Annotated in this window: 16 protein-coding genes and 5 pseudogenes; 11 read left to right on the plus strand and 10 right to left on the minus strand. The window is 68.4% G+C overall.

Annotation, left to right across the window (positions count from 1 at the left end):
* Positions 1-227: 227 nt before the first annotated feature.
* Together ACFYOB_RS35970 and ACFYOB_RS35975 are read left to right on the plus strand one after the other, a co-directional pair.
* Positions 228-1,148 (plus strand): annotated as a pseudogene (locus ACFYOB_RS35970) (IS5 family transposase).
* Between the two features lie 457 nt (positions 1,149-1,605).
* On the plus strand, positions 1,606-3,159 hold the full coding sequence (locus ACFYOB_RS35975; protein WP_388567703.1) for a S8 family serine peptidase: 1,554 nt from the start codon (positions 1,606-1,608) through the stop codon (positions 3,157-3,159).
* A 262-nt stretch (positions 3,160-3,421) separates the two neighbouring features.
* On the opposite strand, the pseudogene ACFYOB_RS35980 reads toward ACFYOB_RS35975, so the two are convergent.
* A pseudogene (locus tag ACFYOB_RS35980) lies at positions 3,422-3,709 on the minus strand (ATP-binding protein); the annotation flags it as partial.
* Here ACFYOB_RS35980 and ACFYOB_RS35985 point away from each other — a divergent pair.
* Positions 3,681-3,932, plus strand: a complete 252-nt coding sequence (locus ACFYOB_RS35985) for a hypothetical protein (RefSeq protein WP_388567868.1) — start codon at positions 3,681-3,683, stop codon at positions 3,930-3,932. The pseudogene ACFYOB_RS35980 and the gene ACFYOB_RS35985 overlap by 29 nt on opposite strands.
* A gap of 262 nt (positions 3,933-4,194) precedes the next feature.
* Here ACFYOB_RS35985 and ACFYOB_RS35990 read toward each other — a convergent pair whose 3' ends face one another.
* The 3 genes and pseudogenes from ACFYOB_RS35990 to ACFYOB_RS36000 all read right to left on the minus strand — a co-directional run bounded on the left by ACFYOB_RS35990 (position 4,195) and on the right by ACFYOB_RS36000 (position 6,081).
* Positions 4,195-4,722: a 2'-5' RNA ligase family protein gene (locus tag ACFYOB_RS35990; RefSeq protein ID WP_388567705.1), complete on the minus strand. Its 528-nt coding sequence runs from the start codon at positions 4,720-4,722 to the stop codon at positions 4,195-4,197.
* Between the two features lie 710 nt (positions 4,723-5,432).
* Positions 5,433-5,799, minus strand: a pseudogene (locus ACFYOB_RS35995) (IS5/IS1182 family transposase); the annotation flags it as partial.
* A gap of 21 nt (positions 5,800-5,820) precedes the next feature.
* Positions 5,821-6,081 (minus strand): hypothetical protein, encoded by a 261-nt coding sequence (locus tag ACFYOB_RS36000; RefSeq protein WP_388567707.1) that lies wholly within the window; start codon positions 6,079-6,081, stop codon positions 5,821-5,823.
* Positions 6,082-6,528: 447 nt separating this feature from the next.
* Here ACFYOB_RS36000 and ACFYOB_RS36005 point away from each other — a divergent pair, with 447 nt between their 5' ends.
* Entirely contained in the window at positions 6,529-7,794 is a 1,266-nt protein-coding gene (locus ACFYOB_RS36005; RefSeq protein WP_388567709.1) for a squalene/phytoene synthase family protein, read from the plus strand.
* A gap of 175 nt (positions 7,795-7,969) precedes the next feature.
* Positions 7,970-8,200 (plus strand): ferrous iron transport protein A, encoded by a 231-nt coding sequence (locus ACFYOB_RS36010; RefSeq protein ID WP_388567711.1) that lies wholly within the window; start codon positions 7,970-7,972, stop codon positions 8,198-8,200.
* A 430-nt stretch (positions 8,201-8,630) separates the two neighbouring features.
* On the opposite strand, the gene ACFYOB_RS36015 is transcribed toward ACFYOB_RS36010, so the two are convergent.
* Positions 8,631-9,449, minus strand: a complete 819-nt coding sequence (locus ACFYOB_RS36015; protein WP_388567714.1) for a barstar family protein — start codon at positions 9,447-9,449, stop codon at positions 8,631-8,633.
* A 146-nt stretch (positions 9,450-9,595) separates the two neighbouring features.
* Here ACFYOB_RS36015 and ACFYOB_RS36020 point away from each other — a divergent pair, with 146 nt between their 5' ends.
* Positions 9,596-9,796, plus strand: a complete 201-nt coding sequence (locus ACFYOB_RS36020) for a hypothetical protein (protein ID WP_388567717.1) — start codon at positions 9,596-9,598, stop codon at positions 9,794-9,796.
* On the opposite strand, the gene ACFYOB_RS36025 is transcribed toward ACFYOB_RS36020, so the two are convergent.
* Positions 9,785-10,663: a MerR family transcriptional regulator gene (locus ACFYOB_RS36025; RefSeq protein WP_388567719.1), complete on the minus strand. Its 879-nt coding sequence runs from the start codon at positions 10,661-10,663 to the stop codon at positions 9,785-9,787. The two genes, ACFYOB_RS36020 and ACFYOB_RS36025, sit on opposite strands and share 12 nt — an antisense overlap.
* Positions 10,664-10,873: 210 nt before the next feature.
* Here ACFYOB_RS36025 and ACFYOB_RS36030 point away from each other — a divergent pair, with 210 nt between their 5' ends.
* Positions 10,874-12,565: a carboxylesterase/lipase family protein gene (locus tag ACFYOB_RS36030; RefSeq protein ID WP_388567721.1), complete on the plus strand. Its 1,692-nt coding sequence runs from the start codon at positions 10,874-10,876 to the stop codon at positions 12,563-12,565.
* Between the two features lie 502 nt (positions 12,566-13,067).
* Here the strand turns inward: ACFYOB_RS36030 and ACFYOB_RS36035 are convergent.
* Positions 13,068-13,676, minus strand: a pseudogene (locus ACFYOB_RS36035) (hypothetical protein); the annotation flags it as partial.
* Here ACFYOB_RS36035 and ACFYOB_RS36040 point away from each other — a divergent pair.
* A pseudogene (locus ACFYOB_RS36040) lies at positions 13,670-13,759 on the plus strand (RidA family protein); the annotation flags it as partial. The pseudogenes ACFYOB_RS36035 and ACFYOB_RS36040 overlap by 7 nt on opposite strands.
* 118 nt (positions 13,760-13,877) lie before the next feature.
* Here the strand turns inward: ACFYOB_RS36040 and ACFYOB_RS36045 are convergent.
* Positions 13,878-14,249, minus strand: coding sequence for a winged helix-turn-helix transcriptional regulator (locus ACFYOB_RS36045; RefSeq protein WP_388567723.1), 372 nt, complete (start codon positions 14,247-14,249; stop codon positions 13,878-13,880).
* A gap of 91 nt (positions 14,250-14,340) precedes the next feature.
* Between ACFYOB_RS36045 and ACFYOB_RS36050 the strand changes: the two genes are divergently transcribed.
* On the plus strand, positions 14,341-15,180 hold the full coding sequence (locus ACFYOB_RS36050; RefSeq protein WP_388567725.1) for an SDR family oxidoreductase: 840 nt from the start codon (positions 14,341-14,343) through the stop codon (positions 15,178-15,180).
* A 109-nt stretch (positions 15,181-15,289) separates the two neighbouring features.
* Here the strand turns inward: ACFYOB_RS36050 and ACFYOB_RS36055 are convergent, their stop codons facing one another.
* Entirely contained in the window at positions 15,290-16,201 is a 912-nt protein-coding gene (locus tag ACFYOB_RS36055) for a LysR substrate-binding domain-containing protein (RefSeq protein WP_388567727.1), read from the minus strand.
* A gap of 114 nt (positions 16,202-16,315) precedes the next feature.
* Between ACFYOB_RS36055 and ACFYOB_RS36060 the strand changes: the two genes are divergently transcribed.
* Both ACFYOB_RS36060 and ACFYOB_RS36065 read left to right on the plus strand, forming a co-directional pair.
* On the plus strand, positions 16,316-17,128 hold the full coding sequence (locus ACFYOB_RS36060; protein ID WP_388567730.1) for an inositol monophosphatase family protein: 813 nt from the start codon (positions 16,316-16,318) through the stop codon (positions 17,126-17,128).
* A gap of 47 nt (positions 17,129-17,175) precedes the next feature.
* The gene (locus ACFYOB_RS36065; RefSeq protein ID WP_388567733.1) at positions 17,176-17,820 is read left to right on the plus strand and encodes an NADPH-dependent F420 reductase; all 645 of its coding nucleotides are present in this window, start codon (positions 17,176-17,178) and stop codon (positions 17,818-17,820) included.
* Positions 17,821-17,886: 66 nt separating this feature from the next.
* Here ACFYOB_RS36065 and ACFYOB_RS36070 read toward each other — a convergent pair whose 3' ends face one another.
* Entirely contained in the window at positions 17,887-18,174 is a 288-nt protein-coding gene (locus tag ACFYOB_RS36070; RefSeq protein WP_388567736.1) for a Tn3 family transposase, read from the minus strand.
* Positions 18,175-18,296: the final 122 nt, after the last annotated feature.

The raw sequence follows: 18,296 nt of genomic DNA on the forward strand, positions 1-18,296 counted from the left end.
GGGCTGTCCCGTAATCCCCGGCGGGCGCACGACGCCGGCTACGGCACCTCGCCGCGTTGTCGGAACGCCCGAATACGCCCAGTATGGGGGCGCCCATCCGCCTTGCGATGCACCGCATCCGACGCCGTGCGCTGACCCACCGGGGATTACGGGACAGCCCTTAGGCAGTGTCTGATGGCTCTTGCCCGGGGTGGTGGATCTACCGCCCTTCCGGGCAAGAGCTCGTCATGGTGCGTCGGCATGAACTGACGAACGCTCAATGGGAGCGGATAGTCCCCGCTGCTGCCGAAAATCGGCGGGCCGGGTGGACGGTGGGCTGACCACCGGACCGTGATCAACGGGGTGCTCTACCGGACACGGACCGGCATTCCCTGGTGTGACCTGCCCGAACGCTACGGAACCTGGCAGACCGTCTGCGAACGCCACCGCCGCTGGTCGGCCGACGGCACCTGGTCAAGAATCCTGCGCGCTCTGCAGGCCGGTGCCGACGCCACCGCGAAGGACGCCGGCGGCGCGTGGGCGGTCAACGCCGACTCGACCACCTGCCGGGCCCACCAGCACGCGGCCGGGGCCCGGCACGTTCCCCCGAAGGACCATCCCGAAAAGGGGGCGGCGCACGTGTGGACGAAGATGGGTCTGAGGCCCTGGGACGCTCCCGGGGCGGGCTGACCAGCAAGGTCCACCTGCTGGCCGACGACCGCTGCCGGCCCCTGGTCTGGCTGACCTCGCCCGGCCAGCGCGGAGACAGCCCGATGTTCATCCCGCTCATGCAGGCCCTGAAGGTGGCCCGCACCGGAACCGGCAGGCCCCGCACCCGACCGGACCGGGCCCGCGGCGACAAGGCGTACTCCAGCCGCGCCAACCGTGCCTACCTGCGCAAACGCGGGACCAAAGCAACGATCGCCCAGCCGGACGACCAGCGTGCCAACCGCCGACGGCGCGGCCGAGCCGACGGACGCCCGCCGGCCTTCGACCGCGAGCAGTACCGCCGACGCAACACGGTCGAACGCTGCATCGGCAAACTGAAACAGCACAGGGCCGTAGCGACCCGGTACGACAAACGCGACTACATCTTCCACGGCACCCTGGCCACCGCAGCCATCGTGATCTGGCTCCGCGATCTCGTCAAAGAGCCATCAGATGCCTAGGGGGTCGGGGCAGCCGTCGATGGCGAGGAAGACACTGACGGGCTGCCGGCCGATGACCTCACCGGTGAGGGGGCGCAGACGGGCAGGACGCGGATGGTCTCGGTCCAGGCCGAGGCCGCCTCGGGTATGCGCCTGCCGTTCTCCTCGGGCCACGAGCACTCACTCACCCATCCGCAGATCACGGCATGCAACCGATCGCACACGCAGAGGCATCAAGCGTACGCATCACGCGTACGCATCACGCGTACGCATCACGTATGGGTGGCCACCCATACACCCCCATCGTGAACACCGCATCCTTGTAGAGCGGCATGTCGGCGGTGGGGGCGTGGAGTTGCCGCGGGGTGGGGGTGCGACGAGACTGACAGAGAGAGGGGGTTGTTCCCCGAGGCTGCGGGTCCTGGGGCCGTGTTGTCGCCGGGCAGGTCTTCCGCGCCGATGAAATGAGGCGAGTGCGATGTCACGTCAGTACTACCAGCGTGGCCATCTCATCGAGGCCGAAGTGCTCGACGATGTCGTCGCGGTCAGGATGGGTGCGGACGGCGAACGCATGGCAATGGCCGAGGCTGAGGGGGAAATGGGAACGAGCGCGCTGAGTGAGATGCACGAGGCCGGGGTCGACGACGAGACCACCGAAGCGTTCGCCAACGCGCACTGGGTCTTCGTCAAACCGAGCCAGCAGACCCGTGCAGCGGTCCGCAGTGGCGAGGAGATCTCCGGGGCGGAGGCAATCGGCAAAGTCATCCGGCGGCCCAACGGCAGGATCGGTATCGCGACCGACGCGTTGACCGTCCGACTGCAGCCGACGCTCTCGGAGGAGGAGGCCGAGCGCGAGCTCCAGGCGGCCGGCCTGGACGTGGTGAATAAACTCGGCTTCGCGAAGAACCTGTACGAGGTTCGTGCCCCGTCGGCGGAGGACGCCCTTGCTGCCTCTGTCGAGCTGCACGAGAACGATCGTTTCGTCTTCGCCGAACCATCGTTCGTGGAGCACGTTCCCGCGCGGTTCAGCCCGGCCGGCCCCCGATACGCCCGTCAGTGGCAGTGGAGGAACGCCGGTGCCGACGGGGGTGTTCCGGGCGCCGACGTTCACATCGAGCCGGCGTGGGACCGTACCTTCGGGGACGGAATCAGGGTCGCCGTCATCGACAACGGCTTCGACACGCAGCACGCGGACCTCACCGACGCGGTGGATGAGACATCCGGCTTCTTCAGCAGCGGCGTAGTGGGTACGACCTTCACCCAGAACACCTCGGGGATGCCGGATAGCGATCACGGCACCTTCTGTGCCGGAATGGCCGGGGCCCGGCTCAACGACAGTGCGGGCGGTGCTGGTGCGGCCCCCGAGTGCGAGCTGATGCTGGTGGCGTGCCTGCCGGACCAGGTCGGTACACAGACGACGCTCGCCCGCGCGGTGGCCTACGCGGCCGACCCGTCAACTGAGGTTTCCGAGACCGGCCCCGAGCGTGGGGCGGACATCCTGGTCAGCAGCTTGGGCCCGAACATCGCGGCGTGGGATCTGACCAGCACTCTGGACCTTGCTCTCGAATTCGCCGCCACGAACGGCCGGCAGGGGAAGGGGCTTTCGATTTTCTGGGCGGCGAGCAACGGCAGGAACGTCGACATCAGCAAGGACGAGGTGGTCTCCCACCCGGATGTGATCGCGGTGGTGCGGTCGACCAACAAGGACCTGGAGGACAACGCGGCACGTGGCCCGGAGGTTGAACTGATCGCCCCCGGCGTCAACGTCGTGAGCACCACGTCCGGCGGCGGTTACGGCACCAACACGGGCACGAGCTTCGCCGCTCCCTGTGCGGCGGGGTGCGCCGCATTGGCGCTGTCCATGAACCGGGAGCTCACGCGTGACCAACTGCGCGATGTGATGCACGGGTCGGCCGACAAGATCGGAGGCCCGGGAGTCGTCTACGACGCGGACGGTCACAACGACGACTACGGCTTCGGACGGGTGAACGCCTCGCAGGCCGTGGAGCTCGCCGCCGGTATGACGCCATGAGTGAGGAGCTGGCGCGGTCTCCCGCTGCCGTGTCGCTGCCGAGAATGCCGAAGAGCTCCGGGAGTTCATCCACGAGACCCGGCCGTGCCGTCCCGCAGGGGATGCGGGCGGGCGTAAGGCTGGACCTCTACTTCCGCCGGGATCGGCTCGGCCAGGCCAGATCAGCCAGATCTGCAACGCTGATGGACATCACCGAGGTCGAGAACATCACCGACCCAAAGTCGCCGATCAGGCGGAGCGGCAGGCTCTTCTTGATCCATTAGTAGCTGGCGAGCGTGTGGATGGTGGCCGTGCCGGTGTTGGGGTTGGCGTCGAAGTCGAAGGTCCGCAACGACTTGTCCCGGGGAACCCGGCCGCCTTGATCCGCCGTTCCGAACGGCGCCGGGCCCGTCGTCGCACTCGGCCATCAGCAGCTCGGCGAGGAAGCCGCGATAGGTCGTCTGGTCCTTCATCGCTCGGTCGGCGATGTCGGAGAACTCGTTTCTGATCGAGCGAAGCCGCAGCAACGGCAGGCGGTGTCGATGGCCGTGTTCGCGGCCTGCTCGGTCAATCTGGAGGGCGACCACAAACGGATCCCGGTACGGGTGGATCTTGAGGGATCTGCGGTGTGTCCGTGGGTGACGTGCTTCATCGATGTCGTGGCGACGGCGATTGTCGGGGTGGCGGTCACCCCTCATCAGCCGGGCCGGGACGCGGTCCTGGCCGCACTGCGCACAGGGATAGCCGTACCGACCCGTATGGGCCGTTCGGTGGCCTGCCGGGGGGTGGACTGAGTGGATCGCGGTAAGGAGTTCTTGTGCCGGACGGTGGAGCGGGCTTTGGGTGCCTTCGCGGTTCCGGTCCGTGATCTGACTGCCTGCAAGCCGTACCGCAAGGGCACCATCGAGGCGTTGAACGACGCGGTCGAGGCGATGTTGCCGGTTTCTCTGCCTGGCTATATCCGCAGGGTCCGGCCGGTCGGTGCTCACCGTCCGGATCGACTCGACGGGCCCCGGGCTGTGGTCGCGGCCAGTGGGGTGGACTGGCGGGCGGGGTTCACCGTCCGTCCGGGGCGCCGAGCGGCGCGGTGAGCCGCGGACGCCAGCCTTCCTCCGTCAGCACCACCAGTTGGACCGCCGCCGCACGGGTGCGCAGCGGCAGCAGGCTGCTGATCGCAGCGCGGACATCGGCGGCGGCGGTCGGGTTGTCTGCACCCATAGCGACCGTGACATGGGCGGCTGGCCGCGCCCCGAAGCGGCCCCTGTACGGGCGCAACCCGGGCCACTGGGCGCGGAACGCATCCACGATCGGTTGGAGTTCCGGAACGGTGACGGCGACGAAGCCGGACGCCGTAACGACCTCCTCCAAGAGCAGATCAGCTGCCGGAAAACTCGCCGCCAGGGAACGCACGCCCTTCTCGTCCTGACCTGTCAGCGCCGATTCCGGCACGAATGGGTAGAGGAGCGAGACATGCGCCGGCACCCCACGACGCACCAGAGCCGGATCGATACGCCACGCCGCATCGAGGAGCGGGGCGGCATCGGGCAAAACTATGACGACGGCAGTGGTTCCTGGCTCTGGCACTCCACCATCATCGCAGGTCAGGTACGGGACCCGACACTGCCAGACTGAGTGTTTCGGGGTGGTGGGGCCTGGCCCAGGCTGCGTGAGTGGTCACGGAACATCAGGCCAGAAGGACGTGCGCCTGCCCGCCTGGCGAGCTTGCCCGCCGCCTGGTCGGCACGACCTTGCGCGCCCTGACTGCCCCGCCCGGTCGGGCAGTAGTGGCCGACCGCGGCCGTGGTGGCGCCTCTCGGCCGCCGCATGCCCCGCGTTTACAGCGGGCGGCCTTGTATGGCTCTGCCCCAGGCAGGCCGCCAACTCGTCACAGGGCCGGTGAGGGCGGCCCGGCCCCCAGAGCGATCACCCGCGCAACTTGGCTGCTGATCCAAAGCCAAAACGACTGGGTTGTCTCCTGTGGCCGTCGAACCTTGAGTCCGTGCCGTCGAACGTTGACGGAAGTTACTGAGTTTGTAGTTGTGGCGTCGATGTGAGCCCCGTTCCGGTGAGGCATCCGTCGATGAGGTGGCTGCGGTATTGGATCTGGCGGAGGCCGTGTCGGAGTCGGCGCATGAGGTGGCTCGGGTCGGCGAAGGCCGTGTTGGCCATGGTGGTTCGGCGGAGGTACGACCTTGCCTTCCGCAGGGTTGAGGTCGGGTGCGTACGACGGCAGGTGGTAGGCGGTGAGCCAGTCCTGCGCGTCGATGAAGGCTTTCATTCGGCGGTCTTTGCGGACGTTCAAGTCGTCCCAGATGAGGACGAAGGTGCGCCGAGCTGCTGGTGGGCGGCGATGAGGAGGTCGCGGTACTCGATCCAGGCGAAGCTACGGGGTGGGTTTCGGCCCACGTGACGAGTTGGCCGGCGTAGGCGGAGTCGGTACAGACGACGGTGATCTCGGGGTGCATGAAGCGGAGGCGGAAGAGGACTTCCTTGCCGACGGTCTCGGCGGCTTTGCCGCTCTGGGAGTCGATCACGGTGGCGACCGCTCTGGGGGGATTTGCCCTTGTCGCGGCGGATGCGTCCGCGCAGGTGGTCGCGGACCTGACCGACGACACGAGCCACGGTCCAACGTGCCATGAACCCCCAGACTGTGCGCCAGGGCGTTTTGTTGAAGCAGAGATGTCAAGCGGTGTGCTTATGGAGCACGCCGAGGTAGTGGCGTTCACGATGAGGCACGTGGTCGTCACGGCGAGGCGTGAAGAACACCGCGCAGACGTTCGCCGGGTGGGTAAGAAGGCTGGATTGCTCTCCGAACGTGAGGCGGTCGTTGACGTCGTCGGCGCAATCGATGGCGTCAAGGCTGGCGATCAGGTCTGCTCGGAGCACGGTGGACGGGTACGACTCTGAGTCTGGCGTCCACTGGGAGAAGTCCCCGATGGTCATGCGGTTCACGGTCGCGACCCACCATGCGCACGTCTGTCGGGTCCACTGGCCGGGCGGGAGCCGGCTGGCCGTGGTGCGGCACAGTGTTGGTCAGTCGGACGACGCCGCTGAGGCTGATGATGGCGCTTCCTGACCCAGCCTGGGCGGCGCCTAAGGTGCTGGGGGTCGATGATTTCGCGACCCGCTGCGGGCAGCACTACGGGAGCGCGGGTCCGGCACTCATGCGCCAGTGGGACACGCCGGAGAGGGAGCCGTCCTGCCACCTGTTGAAGGCGTTGTTCGGGCAGTAGGTGCCGACGTGGAGCTGGATTTCCAGTCCTCGGTGGGCCAGACGCGGCGATCCGGCGCTGTAGGGGTGAGCCTGCAGGGGCTGTCGGCTGTCGGCTGTCGCCCAGCTCAGCTTCGCGGCAGGGCAGGGGGGAGGCACGGGGCGGGGCTGCTGATGAAGTGCGTGCGTTCGTCCAGATGGCGGTCTGCCTCGTCTCCTTCGAGGGGCACCCGCGTCCGGGCCAGTCGGGTCTCGTTCTGGTCGGCAGCGGAATTGCCGCCCGACCGGGCAGTCGAACCGCGGACGAAGGGATCAGGGACATGAGGACGTGGCGGCGGTGCCTGGCGGCTGCGGCGGTGCACAATCCGTCGGCGCGCGGGGACTACGCCGCTGCGGCACGGTATCTGCGCAGGCGCGATCCGGCCCTGTATGCAGCCATCCGGCTGCTGGGATGGGACGAGTACCAGCCCCACGCGATCTCCGGATACGCCTTCGCGGGTTTCACCGACGATCTTTGCGATCACGGCACGCCCGATGAGCGTATGCGCCGGTTGGACAGGTGGCACGAGCACGTCAGGACCGCCCTGGCCTCCGGGACGGCCCGGCACCCGGTGCTGCGAGCCTATCTGCGCTCAGTGCAGGACCGACAAATGCCGCACCGCTGGATCCACGCCTACCTGGAAGGTGCCCGCGTGGACCTGAACTTCAACGGCTTCGGGAGCGACGCCGACCAGCAGGCGTACATCGATCAGTTGTCATGGCCGTTCGCCATGCTCACAGCAGACCTGGTACACTGCGGCGGCGGAAGCCCTCGCTACGCACGCGTGTGCCGCTCCCTGGCAGAAGCCTGGCAGCGTGCCGACTTCCTCACCGACCTGCACGAGGACCTGCGCGGCGGACGCCTCTACCTCCCCGCCGACGCCCTGTCCCAACACGGGGTCACCCGCAGCGACCTGGAAAGCGGAACGAACTCCGCGCGGGTACGGGCGCTCGTGTGTTCTGCCGCCGATGTCGCGCTCGCGGCCGCACGGGAGTCTGCCGCCATCATCGAGGAGATGCCTGTTCCGCTGCACGCGCTGAACAGATTTGCGGTACGCCTGGCCCAGCAGCGCCTGGAGCAGGTCAAAGTCCTCGGCGCGGCCATCACCCGAGCACCCGTCCGCGACTACCCGGCGGCGTGCCTCAAGCTGATGACTGCGGCGTACTGCGAAGCCCGCAGAACACGGCCTAAACAGCTCGCGCCAACGGCACGCGCGGCCCGCGCAGTTCCCGAGCTCGAAACCAAGAACCTGCCGACAGCGGGTACAGCAGCAGTGCGCCCACCCACCCCACCCCGCGACGCGTCTTGGGAGCCGCTCCAGTCCGTCGGGGATGACGAAACGCGCCATGGGAGCACCCGGAGTGGGACCGCCGGAGACGCGCGCGGCAACCAAACACGCCCCTAGCTTGTTCTTAATCTTCTGGCGCTTCTGAAGTGGTGCGGGCAGGGTGGGCGGCATGACAGACGGTTCCGGCCCTGTTCCTGTGGACGTAGATGACCGTCAGGCGATAGAGCACCTCCCTGGTCGTCCCTTGAACCGGAGACGTCCGACGGGTGCATTGGCACCGGGTAGCCGGGTCGTGGTCGTTCGTGCCCAGGACTGGGATGGTCCTTGGCAGGTCGAGTTTGCTGGAACGGTCGATGCCATGGGTGCACCCGAACCCAACGAGCATGCCCAGGCGCTCGATGGCGAGTTGCTGTACTGGGTCAGCTTCGATACGCCGCAGTACGACAGCGGCGGGGACGGCCCCTATCGCAAGGCCCAGATCTGGGGTCGGTACCTGAGGAGCGAGCCGGAGTCCGATGTATAGGCATCCCGCAGGTCGTGTTGCCGCGCTCGAACGTCCGTCGAACTGGGTCGCTGACCTCGGGGTTCGCCAGACGTGGGGGCGGCCTTCGTCTGAACTTGTGCTCCGACCAAGGTGCAGGCGACCAAGACGAAGGCCGTGAGGTGAGTCTGCTGCCAGGTGCTGTCCGGAGGGACGCGCTCGCGGAAGCGTCACGCTTTCGGAGCGCGCTAGGTGTCTGACCGCCCGGCGCGACAAGTACTGAGCACGACGCGACGGCCGTCGCCGAACCGTGAGCATGCCCGGGATGACGGCCCAAGCGCGACGAGGCCAAGCGCGACGAGACCCAGCGCCGCGCTCAGAGACCAGCTGTCGACCTCGGCATCCCCGCACGCCACCGCCCGAAGGAAACGGAGTGACTCTCCCCAAGCCGAAGCTCGCGAGCGACCAACCGTCACCTCAGGACTACGTTGATACCCCGTCCCTCGAAGATCTCCACGATCAGGTCGAACAGCGATCCCTCGCCATCGCTGGTAGGCACGCGCTCGGACAACGCCGCCCTGGCCTCGGCCGAGGATTCCCACTTCAAGGTGAACGGAGGGGCAGCGCCCCAACCACCTGTCAGGCAGTCGTCGAGAGCATCAAGGTTCCAGCCGAAGTATCCACCGGGCCCGTTGATGGTTTCACCCAGCGCGCAGTAGAAGCTGTCCTCGTCAACGATGTACCGACCGTCCAGCGCGAACACCTGGCCAGCGGCAGTGTCGACCGTCTTCTGCCGTCGGTACTGACGGGACCACAGCGCCACCGACAGCCATGCTCGTCTGCCCTCAGGGGCCAAGTCGTGCCACATACCGGAGTGATTCAGGCGGCCCATGCGGATCAAATCCCACATGCCGTCCGCCCCGGGCAGGGCGTTCTCGCACCACAGCGTCAGCGTGAGGTCGACGAGGCCGGCTCCGTGGGCGGAGGGCTGGGCGTCGACGACGGTGACCTCGCCGACAAAGTAGGACCCCATAGTGGCACCGTCAGCATCGAGGACGTCGAACCAGGCGTTGCCCGCCGTGGCACGACGACTGCCGACGTGATCAAGGCTCTTCAGTAGCCCACCCTGCGGGAAGCAACCTGCGAGGTGCACTCGCCGTGCTCCCTCGTCCTCCCGCAGCGGCGTGAACAACCCGTCGGCCTCCCGAGCGAAATCCCAGAAGTCGGCGTCGTCCTCATCCGAGGTCAGAGCGTACTTCTGCCCCTCACCGCCATGACCTGCTGATCGCATCGCGCTCCCCGTTAGAGCGCTGATCCTACCGGCGCCCCGCAACTTGCCTGGTTGACGTCGACCGTTCATCGCCCCCTCACCCCACCCCCCGCCGCTATCGGAGCCCCTTTGACGAGCCACATGCCCCCTACACCTGTGAGAGTGAAGTGCAGAGAAGGACCAAGATCAGAAGACGGGACACCACCGAAGCGATCACCGGCGCCATCACGGGCACCCTCGCCCGCCCGCAGCTCCTCGTCCTCGGCAGCCACGACCAGGCGGGCCGCAAGTCGGTCGCCATTATTCTGGGCGTCAATCCGGAGACGCTCAGGAACCGGGTCCGGGCAGCAAGCAGCTCAGAAGAGTGACTTCGGCCGAGCAGCGTTGGCTATCGAGATCGACAGTCCGTCGGTCAGCCATCTATGAGCCACCGTCATGTTCAGTACACGCCCGCCGGTGACCGTGCCGACCAGGGCCCAGTAGCGTTCCAGGCGGGGATCGAAGCCGGATGACCTCGACACCAGCCCATGCAGGAATTCGCGGAAGGCGGGGGTGTCAGGCTCCCGCCGGGCTCGCGCGTGGGCGGACACAAAAGCGTTCACCGCATCCCCGGCGCTGGGCGGGAGACCCTGGGCCAAAGCGGCGGCCGTCAGAACGGCAGCATCGTCGATCTCCCCGTAGAAGGCCGGGGCATCCCTCATCTCTTCGTCGTGGTCCTGGGTCCAGCGGGTGAAACTGGGCGTGGAGATGAGCAGATGAAGCTCGGCGTAGGCCAAGACCGAAGCGGGATCGGGGTCCTGCGGTGGGTCGGGTGACAGCATGGCGATCATGATGTCGAGTCGGTGCTTGGGCAGGGCCGCGGACAGCTCGCGATACCAGTGATCGGTGAGAGTGCGATGCGCCTGTGGGAGCCGCTGCACGCGAGAGAGGATCTCCAGACGCCGGAGCCGTTCCTCGCTCGGGCAGTCGTCCAGGGACTTGAGCGTGGCCTGGCGCCACCGTAGTTCGGTGAGCCGTTCCTGCACCGCTTCGAGCTCGGTCGCCACCAGTTCACTGAGGGAGCACTCACCGGTGACCATCTGCGTGATGGTCGCGATCGGGGTGTCCAGCGCCCGTAGACGCCTGATGAGGCGAATCCGCTCCCACGCCTCAGGTCCGTAGCGCCGATGACCACCGGTGCTACGGCTGGCCACGGGCAGCAGACCGCTGTCGGAGTAGTAGCGGAGGGTCTTCACCGGAACCCCCGTTCCGGCTGCGAGTTCACCAATGCTCCACGTGTCTTGCGTCACAGTCTCTTGAACCTCCAGCGCGCGGGAGGTCCTAGCGTATTGAGCACTGACCGCGTCGGTCCGCACCAAGTTCCCACCCCTCAGGCCTCCTACCGGCCTCAGCGGCCTCGTGCTGCCTCGCCCGATCCCGTCCCCGACCAAGAATGGTGAGTACCTATGTCCTCGACCATGACAGCACCGCGTCCATGCCGAAGAGTCAGGCTCCGTGCGGTGCTCTTCCCCTTGCTCTGCACGGTGGCTCTACTCACAGCCACCGCCGTGCCGGCGAGCAGCGCAGAATCCGGGGCCCTGGATTCCGCGAGGCAGAACGGTACCGTCGTACGGACCGACCACGGCCTGGTACGCGGCGCGTCACACGGCTCGTACACCACCTTCAGCGGCATTCCCTACGCTGCGCCGCCGACCGGACCGCTGCGCTGGCGCCCCCCGGCGCCCGCCGCCACGTGGCATGGCGTCCGGGATGCGACGACGGCGGCTCAACGCTGCGTGCAGATGCCGACACCAGGTGCGGGCGCGGTATTCGGGTCGGAGGACTGCCTCTACCTCAACGTCACAATGCCGACGCCTAAACCGGCCGCCCAGAAGCGGCCCGTGCTGGTGTGGATGCACGGTGGTGCGTTCCTGGGCGGTTCCGGCAGCGACTACAGCACTGAACAACTGGCCGTCAGGGGTGACACCGTCGTCGTCACGGTCAACTACCGGTTGGGAATCTTCGGCTACTTCGGCCACCCAGGGTTGGGTTCCGCCCCACCGTTCGGCCTGGCGGACCAGCAGGCCGCCCTGCGCTGGGTGCGGGCCAACGCGGAGCGCTTCGGCGGTGATCCGGGCAGTGTCACGCTGTTCGGTGAGTCCGCGGGCGCCCTCAGTATCTGCGCACACCTCACCTCGCCGACGGCCGTCGGACTTTTCCAGAGGGCCGTACTCCAGAGCGGTTCCTGCCTCATGTCCTTCCCGCGCGGCGCTCTCGGACCCGGAACACCGGCGTACGAGCCATTCGCCTCACAGCACGATGTCCAGGCGGCAGGTGCGCAAGCCGCCGGGCAATTGGGCTGCACAACCGGCGGCGCCGACGAAGCGCTGGCGTGCCTGCGCGGACAGAGCACAGATCGCCTCGCCACCGCACAGCTGATGCAGTCCTTCAACCGGCCCGCCTACGGCAATGCGCTGCTGCCCCTGCCGCCGGAGAAGGCGCTGACGGCGGGACGCTTCCACCGAGTGCCTCTCATCCAGGGCACCAACCACGATGAGATGCGGATGTTCGTCGGCCTTTCACTCGCTGCCTTCCCGATCCGCACCGAGGATGACTACCGCGCCCGTCTGACGGACGCCTTCGGGGCCGCAGCCCCAGCCGTCGAGGCGCAGTACCCGGCAGCAGACCACCCCACGCCCGCACTGGCCTGGGCCGCGGTGCTGACTGACCGATCCCTTACGTGCACCACACTGGCGGCCAGCCGGGCAATTGCCGCTCACGCCCCTGGCCTCCCCCTCTACGGCTACGAGTTCAGCGATCCGAACCCTCCCGCCCTCGCCGGTCTACCGGGGAACCCGGACTTCCCTTACGGAGCGGCGCACGGCTTCGAGATGCCGTTCCTGTTCTCCTCCTTCCCCACCGAGCGACCGTTGACCGACGCCCAGCGCGCCCTATCCGACCAGATGATCGATTACTGGACGAACTTCACGCACACAGGCACCCCGAACGCCCCCGACGCCCCGCTCTGGCCTGCCCTGCGCTCCGCGTCACCTCGCAACCAGCCGGTGCAGTCGCTGGCTTCCGGACCAGGTGCAATCCACCCCGTCGACGCGGACTCCGCACATCACTGCCCGTTCTGGGACCGCCTGCCCCGGTGATGCAGGAGAGGCCTCCCGGTCGTGATGCCGAGGAAGTGCGGCCGGGGGTGCGACGGCCGCCGAGCTCCTGGCTGCTCGACGACGTGGCGGTGCACCGCGCCGCATGAGGACCCGAGGATCGAAGCCCGTCGCTGTCAACGACGAACGGCTCAGTGAACTCGTACTGCATCTCGATGAGTTCGCTCACCGTGCGGTTCACCGCGCCCATCGCGTACAGGGCGAACGCCGGCATCCGACGCAGCCGGGCGGCGTCGGGGCGGCCGGTGGCGCGGTGGGCCAGGTCGACGAGCTCGCGGGTGGTGCGGGTGTGCGGATCGTTGGGGAGGTGCGAGATACGGCCCGGGGTGTCGGGGTGGCGGCCGAGGAGGGCGAGTGCCTCCCCGCCGGGGATGAAGGTGTGTGCGGCTGGTCCGGATCGCCGAGGACGATGGCGGTACGGTCGGCCAGGAGGGCCCGGGAAGACCAGGTCGCCGAGGTTGGACTGGGCACCGCCGCGCGGCCCGAAGCAGTCGGAGGGGCGCCCGATGGCCACCTCCACGCGCCCGGCCTTGTGCGCGGTGAGCAGGTCCTGGGCCATCCGGCCCCGGAACGAGCCCTTGCGCGTGTTCGCGGCGTTGGGGGTCTCCTCGGTGAACGGGCGGCCCCCGGGCGGCCCGTAGCTGTAGAAGTTGTCCATCGAGACCATTCGGGCACCGGCCGCCTCGGCCGCGGCGAGCGCGCCGGCCTGGAGTGCGGGGAACTCCTGCTGCCAGCGGTGGTACGGCGGATTGAGCGCCTGGTAGACGACGGCCGCGACGGCCGCGACGGCGGTGGTGAAGGCGGGATCGGCCGCGTCGCCGACGGCCACCTCGACACCGTCGGGGACGTCCGCGCGGCCGGACCGGTTGACGACCCGGACGGAGTCTCCTTGGCGCATCAGCGCCGCGGCGACGGCCGTGCCCACGGCGCCGGATCCGAAGATCACGTGACGGGGGGTGGTGTGTGCTTCACGCGTCGACCTCGCGGAGGGAGCCCGTGCCGGTGGCCCGGCCGGGGGTGGTGGCGAGCAGTCTGTGGAGGGCGTGTCGCGGGCGGCGAGGGCCGCGAGGTCGGTCTCGCCGAGCCCCGACACCCCCGGTCACCTTGCTGGGCGTTGCGGCTCTGGATGTACCCGAGCACCTGGTCGAGATCGAAGCCACCGCAGTCATCGACTGAACAGACCCTTTCCGCCTGGGCTGAACCGGGTTCGTGCTCACCGGCGGCGAGGCGGCCGCCGGCCCCGATCGCCGGCTTGCCTGAGGGTTCTTCGTGGTCTGTCGGCCGGTCGTCCGTGTCAGCCCGCTGTGCGTGGTGGGAGGTGTCGGGTGATCCGGTCGAAGAGTTCGACCAGGGGTTCGCTGATGTCCTTGCCGAACCCGGTGAGCCCGTAGGTGACCTGAGGCGGCGTCGTCGGCTCGACCGTCCGCCACACCAGTTCGTCCTGGACCAGTGCGCGGAGGGTCTGGGCGAGCATCTTCTCGCTGATGCCCTGGATGCTTTCGCGCAGCTCGTAGAACCGGAGGTCGTTGCTCCGCAAGGAGATCAGGACCCAGATGCCCCATCGGCTGGTTACGTGGTCGACCATGTCGCGCGCGGGGCAGTCGGTGTGAAACACGTCATACCGCCTCACCGCATCGTCGGCTCCGAGCTGCGCGCTACCACTCATGTGAGGAGCTTACCTTCAGGTATGTCCTTACCAAAAGTTAGCCCTCCTCCTAGCGTCAGGTGCACACACGGCATCGACGAAGGAGCTGATCATGATCGTGGTGACCGGGGCTACCGGGAACGTGGGCCGGCCGCTGACGCGGGCGCTGGCGGAGGCGGGCGAGGAGGTGCTGGCGGTATCACGGCATGCGGCGCCGGTGCCGGACGGAGTCCGCCATCTGGTGGCCGATCTCGCCGAGCCGGCCGCTCTGGAGCCTGCCCTCGTCGGCGCGAAGGCCCTGTTCCTGCTGCTGTCCGGAGACCTGCACGGTCCCGGAACCGGCCCGGCCGAAATCATCCCCCGGGCCGCAGCCGCGGGGGTTCGCCGGGTAGTCCTGCTCTCCACGCAGGGCGTGGCAACCAGGCCGTACGGTGCGACACGGATCGCGATGCGCGCACTGGAGGAAGCGGTTCAGGAGTCCGGTATGGAGTGGTCGATCGTGCGGCCGGGCGGCTTCGCCTCCAACGCCCTGTGGTGGGCCCACTCCGTCCGCGCGCAGCGGGTCGTCGCCGCCCCGTTCGCGGATGTCGGCGTCCCGGTCGTCGACCCGTGGGACATTGCCGAGGTCGCGGCGGCCTGCCTGCTGGAGGACCGACACCTCGGCGGCGTGTACGAGCTGACCGGCCCGGAGGTGATCACGCCGCGCCGACAGGCGCAGGCCATCGCCACCGCACTCGGCTCGCCGTTGCGGTTCCACGACCTGACCCGCGACGAGGCCAAGGCCGCCATGGTCCGAAACATGCCGGCAGAGCTCGCGGACGACACCCTGGACATCCTCGGCGCCCCGAGCGATGCGGAACTACGCATCAGTCCCGCCGTCCGGCAGGTCCTGAACCGCCCCGCACGCCCCTTCGCCGACTGGGCTTCCCGTAACGTCGCCGCGTTCCGCTGAGCCACCGCCCGCCACACAGACTCGGTGCCCTGCGGGGCGTCGGCGAGCGCCTCCAAAGAGGCCGCCCTCTTTCTCTCCACGCACCCGGGGCTGATGGTTACTGTGACAATCAGGCGTTTGGTCGCGCAAACAGTGCCTGGACGGTTTCGGTGGCCAGCTCGCGCAGCCAGGTGTGGGCGCGGTCGTCGTCGTAGCGCTGGTGCCACAGCAGGTACAACGGGACATCGGGCAACGGCAATGGCAGCGCCAGTGTGGTCAGGCCGAGTTGGTCCCGGGCCGCGCGGGTGACCGCGTCGGGAAGGGTCACCACCAGGTCGCTGCCGAGGGCGAGTTGCAGCGCGAAGGCGGCCGTGGGCCCTGCGGCGACGACGTGCCGATCGAGGCCGCGCTTGGTCAGGGCTTCGTCGATCGGGTCGCGCAGGCTTCCGCGCCGCGAAATGGTGAGGTGTTCGGCGGCCGCGTAGCGCTCCAGGCTCATCGGGGTTTCGGTGAGCGGGTGGCCGGGGCGGACGGCGACGACCAGCCGGTCCCTACCGACGAGACGGTGGCGGATGTCAGGGAGCGTCGGCCGGCTGGAGCTGGATTCGAGGTCGATCTCACCCCGGCGCAGTTCGGGGCCGTCCGTGCCGGGTTCGGCGGACAGGCGCAGCCGGACGCCGGGGGCCTGGTGGTGGACGGCCGTAGTCAGGGCGGTGCCGCAGGCGGCGGTGAGGGCGTCGTGCCAGCGCACGGTGAACACCCGGTCCAGAGCCGCCAGGTCGAGTTCTTGCTCCGCGGACAGAAGGCGGTGTGCCTGCTGTACGAGGGCGTGGACCTCGGCGCGCATGGCCAGCGCGCGGGTGGTGGGGAGCATGCTGCGGCCGGTGCGGACCAGGATCTGGTCACCGGTGGCCTTGCGGATGCGGCCGAGGGAGCGGCTCATCGCCGGTGAGGTGACGTGGAGGCGGGCTGCGGCGCCGGCGACACTGCCCTCTTCCAGCAGTGCGTCCAGGGCCGTGAGCAGATTCAAATCCAGTTGCATGGCAGTAACTCTATAAGTGAAAAGCATGCACTTGTTGTTAATTGATGGGCGGCCTACCTTCGAAGTGCGGGGCGAGACAGACCGTCCGCATCGACAGAACTCAGGGAGTCCACCATGACTACACCCATGCCTTTCGACGCCGGTACGACGCTCATGTCCGAGGTGACCGCCGCGGTGAAGGCCGCCGGCATCACGCTGCGCGACCGCTACACCCCGCAAGCCCGAGGCGTGAGTCTTGACGAGGTCGTCGATGAGATCCACGCCAACGACGACGCGGTGCTGGACGTGCTGCGCGAACCGCTGCTGCGGGCCCGGCAGGGGTCGCAGTGGGCCGAGGACGAGCTGGCCGGCGGCGCGCTCCCGCCCGGGGAGTGGTGGGTCGTCGACCCCGCCGAGGGCAACATCAACCACGTCCACGGCATGGATGACTGGGCCGTCACCGCCACCCTGGTCCGCAACAACCGGCCGGTGCTCACCGTTGTCCACCTGCCGCTGACCGGCGACACCTACACCGCCGTCGCCGGCGGCGGTGCCCGCCTCAACGGCCAGCCCCTGAAGGTGTCCGCCAAGACCGATCTGGGCGCCGCGCTCATCGGCACCGGTCAGGCCAAGCCCGGCGAGGACGAGCGAACCTTCCGGCGGATCGGTGACTCCGTCACCGCCATGCTCATCAACGGCCTGGTCGTGCGCGTGTCCGTTCCCGCCACCATGCAGCTCATCCACGTCGCCGCCGGACGCATGGACGCGTTCTGGCAGTTCTCCGACGTCCGCTCCGGCCTGGTCGCCGGCGCCCTGCTGGTCTCCGAAGCCGGAGGAACCGTCACCGACCTGGCGGGCGAAGCCTGGAACACGGGCAGCCGCGACTTCCTGGCCGCCGCCCCTGGCCTCCATGCCGCCGCCCTCAAGGTCCTGTCGCCGATCGCCTGACCGGACACCCCGCACTTCCCACCTGATACCGCAAGGAGTTTCGTCTCATGACCAACATCGGCATCCTGGGCGCCGGCCGCGTCGGGGCCAACCTCGCCAACAAGCTCTTCGCCGCGGGACACCACGTCACCCTCGGAAGCCGGGGCGCGGAAGACACCGCCGCCAGCGCCGCCGGGGTCACCCCGCAGATCGCCTTCGCCGACCAGCGCACCACCGCCCGCACCGCGGACGTCGTGATCAACGCGACACCCGGCGACAGCTCCCTGGACCGCCTCACCGGCCTGCGCACCGAGCTCTCCGGAAAAATCCTCATCGATGTCTCCAACGCCACCAGCGACGCCGACGACGGCCTGCCCGGCGACCTGTGCTATCCCGGCAGCAGCCTCGCCGAGAAACTTCAGCGCGCACTCCCCGACACCCATGTGGTCAAGACCCTCAACACGATGCTGTTCATGGTCATGACCGCTCCCGAAACTCTGGCCACCCCGCCGACCGTCTATGTCTCGGGCGACGACGAGAACGCGAAGAAGACCGTCACCGGCCTGCTCGCCGACCTGGGCTGGCAGCCCGCCTGGATCGAAGACCTTGGAGGCATCAGCACAGCCCGAGCCACCGAGGCCATGATCCTGGTCGTGCCCCACATCCTGCGCCGACACGGCTTCAAGCCCTTCGCCGTCTCCCTCTCCCGCTGAACCCGCCTCCCGGACCGAAAGAACTGCGCCGCGCCATGGCCGCAGCCAGGTCCAGGAGCCCGGGTGTCACGCCGGGGCTGCCGCCGTCTCGTCCTGCGGGGTGCGCGGGCCAGGCACCGTTGCCCAAATGGACAGGTTCAGATCGAGGAGGCTGTTCATGTCCAGTTCGAACCTGCCGTACGGACTCACATGGGTCCAGAACAGCGGCGGCAGGGCCCGGCGGTCCGCGTCGGTGAGCTTGTCCGCCCACTTCGGATCGGCCAGGACTTCCTGCATCAGTAGCGTGTTGACGTGCACCAGCGCGGACTGGAGCAGGTGTACGCGAGCATGCGTCTCAGCGGCCTGCGACAGCATCGGCTCCACCGGGGGGCGGGGCGCAGCGTCACTCCGTAGCCTCCGTCCGCGCATACCCCCGGCCACGAGATCCGTGTGGAGGACATCGCCCGGCTCTCCCCGCTCAAGCACAGGAACCTGAA

The sequence above is a fragment of the Streptomyces sp. NPDC006463 genome (assembly GCF_042870715.1).
Taxonomy (GTDB): Bacteria; Actinomycetota; Actinomycetes; order Streptomycetales; family Streptomycetaceae; genus Streptomyces.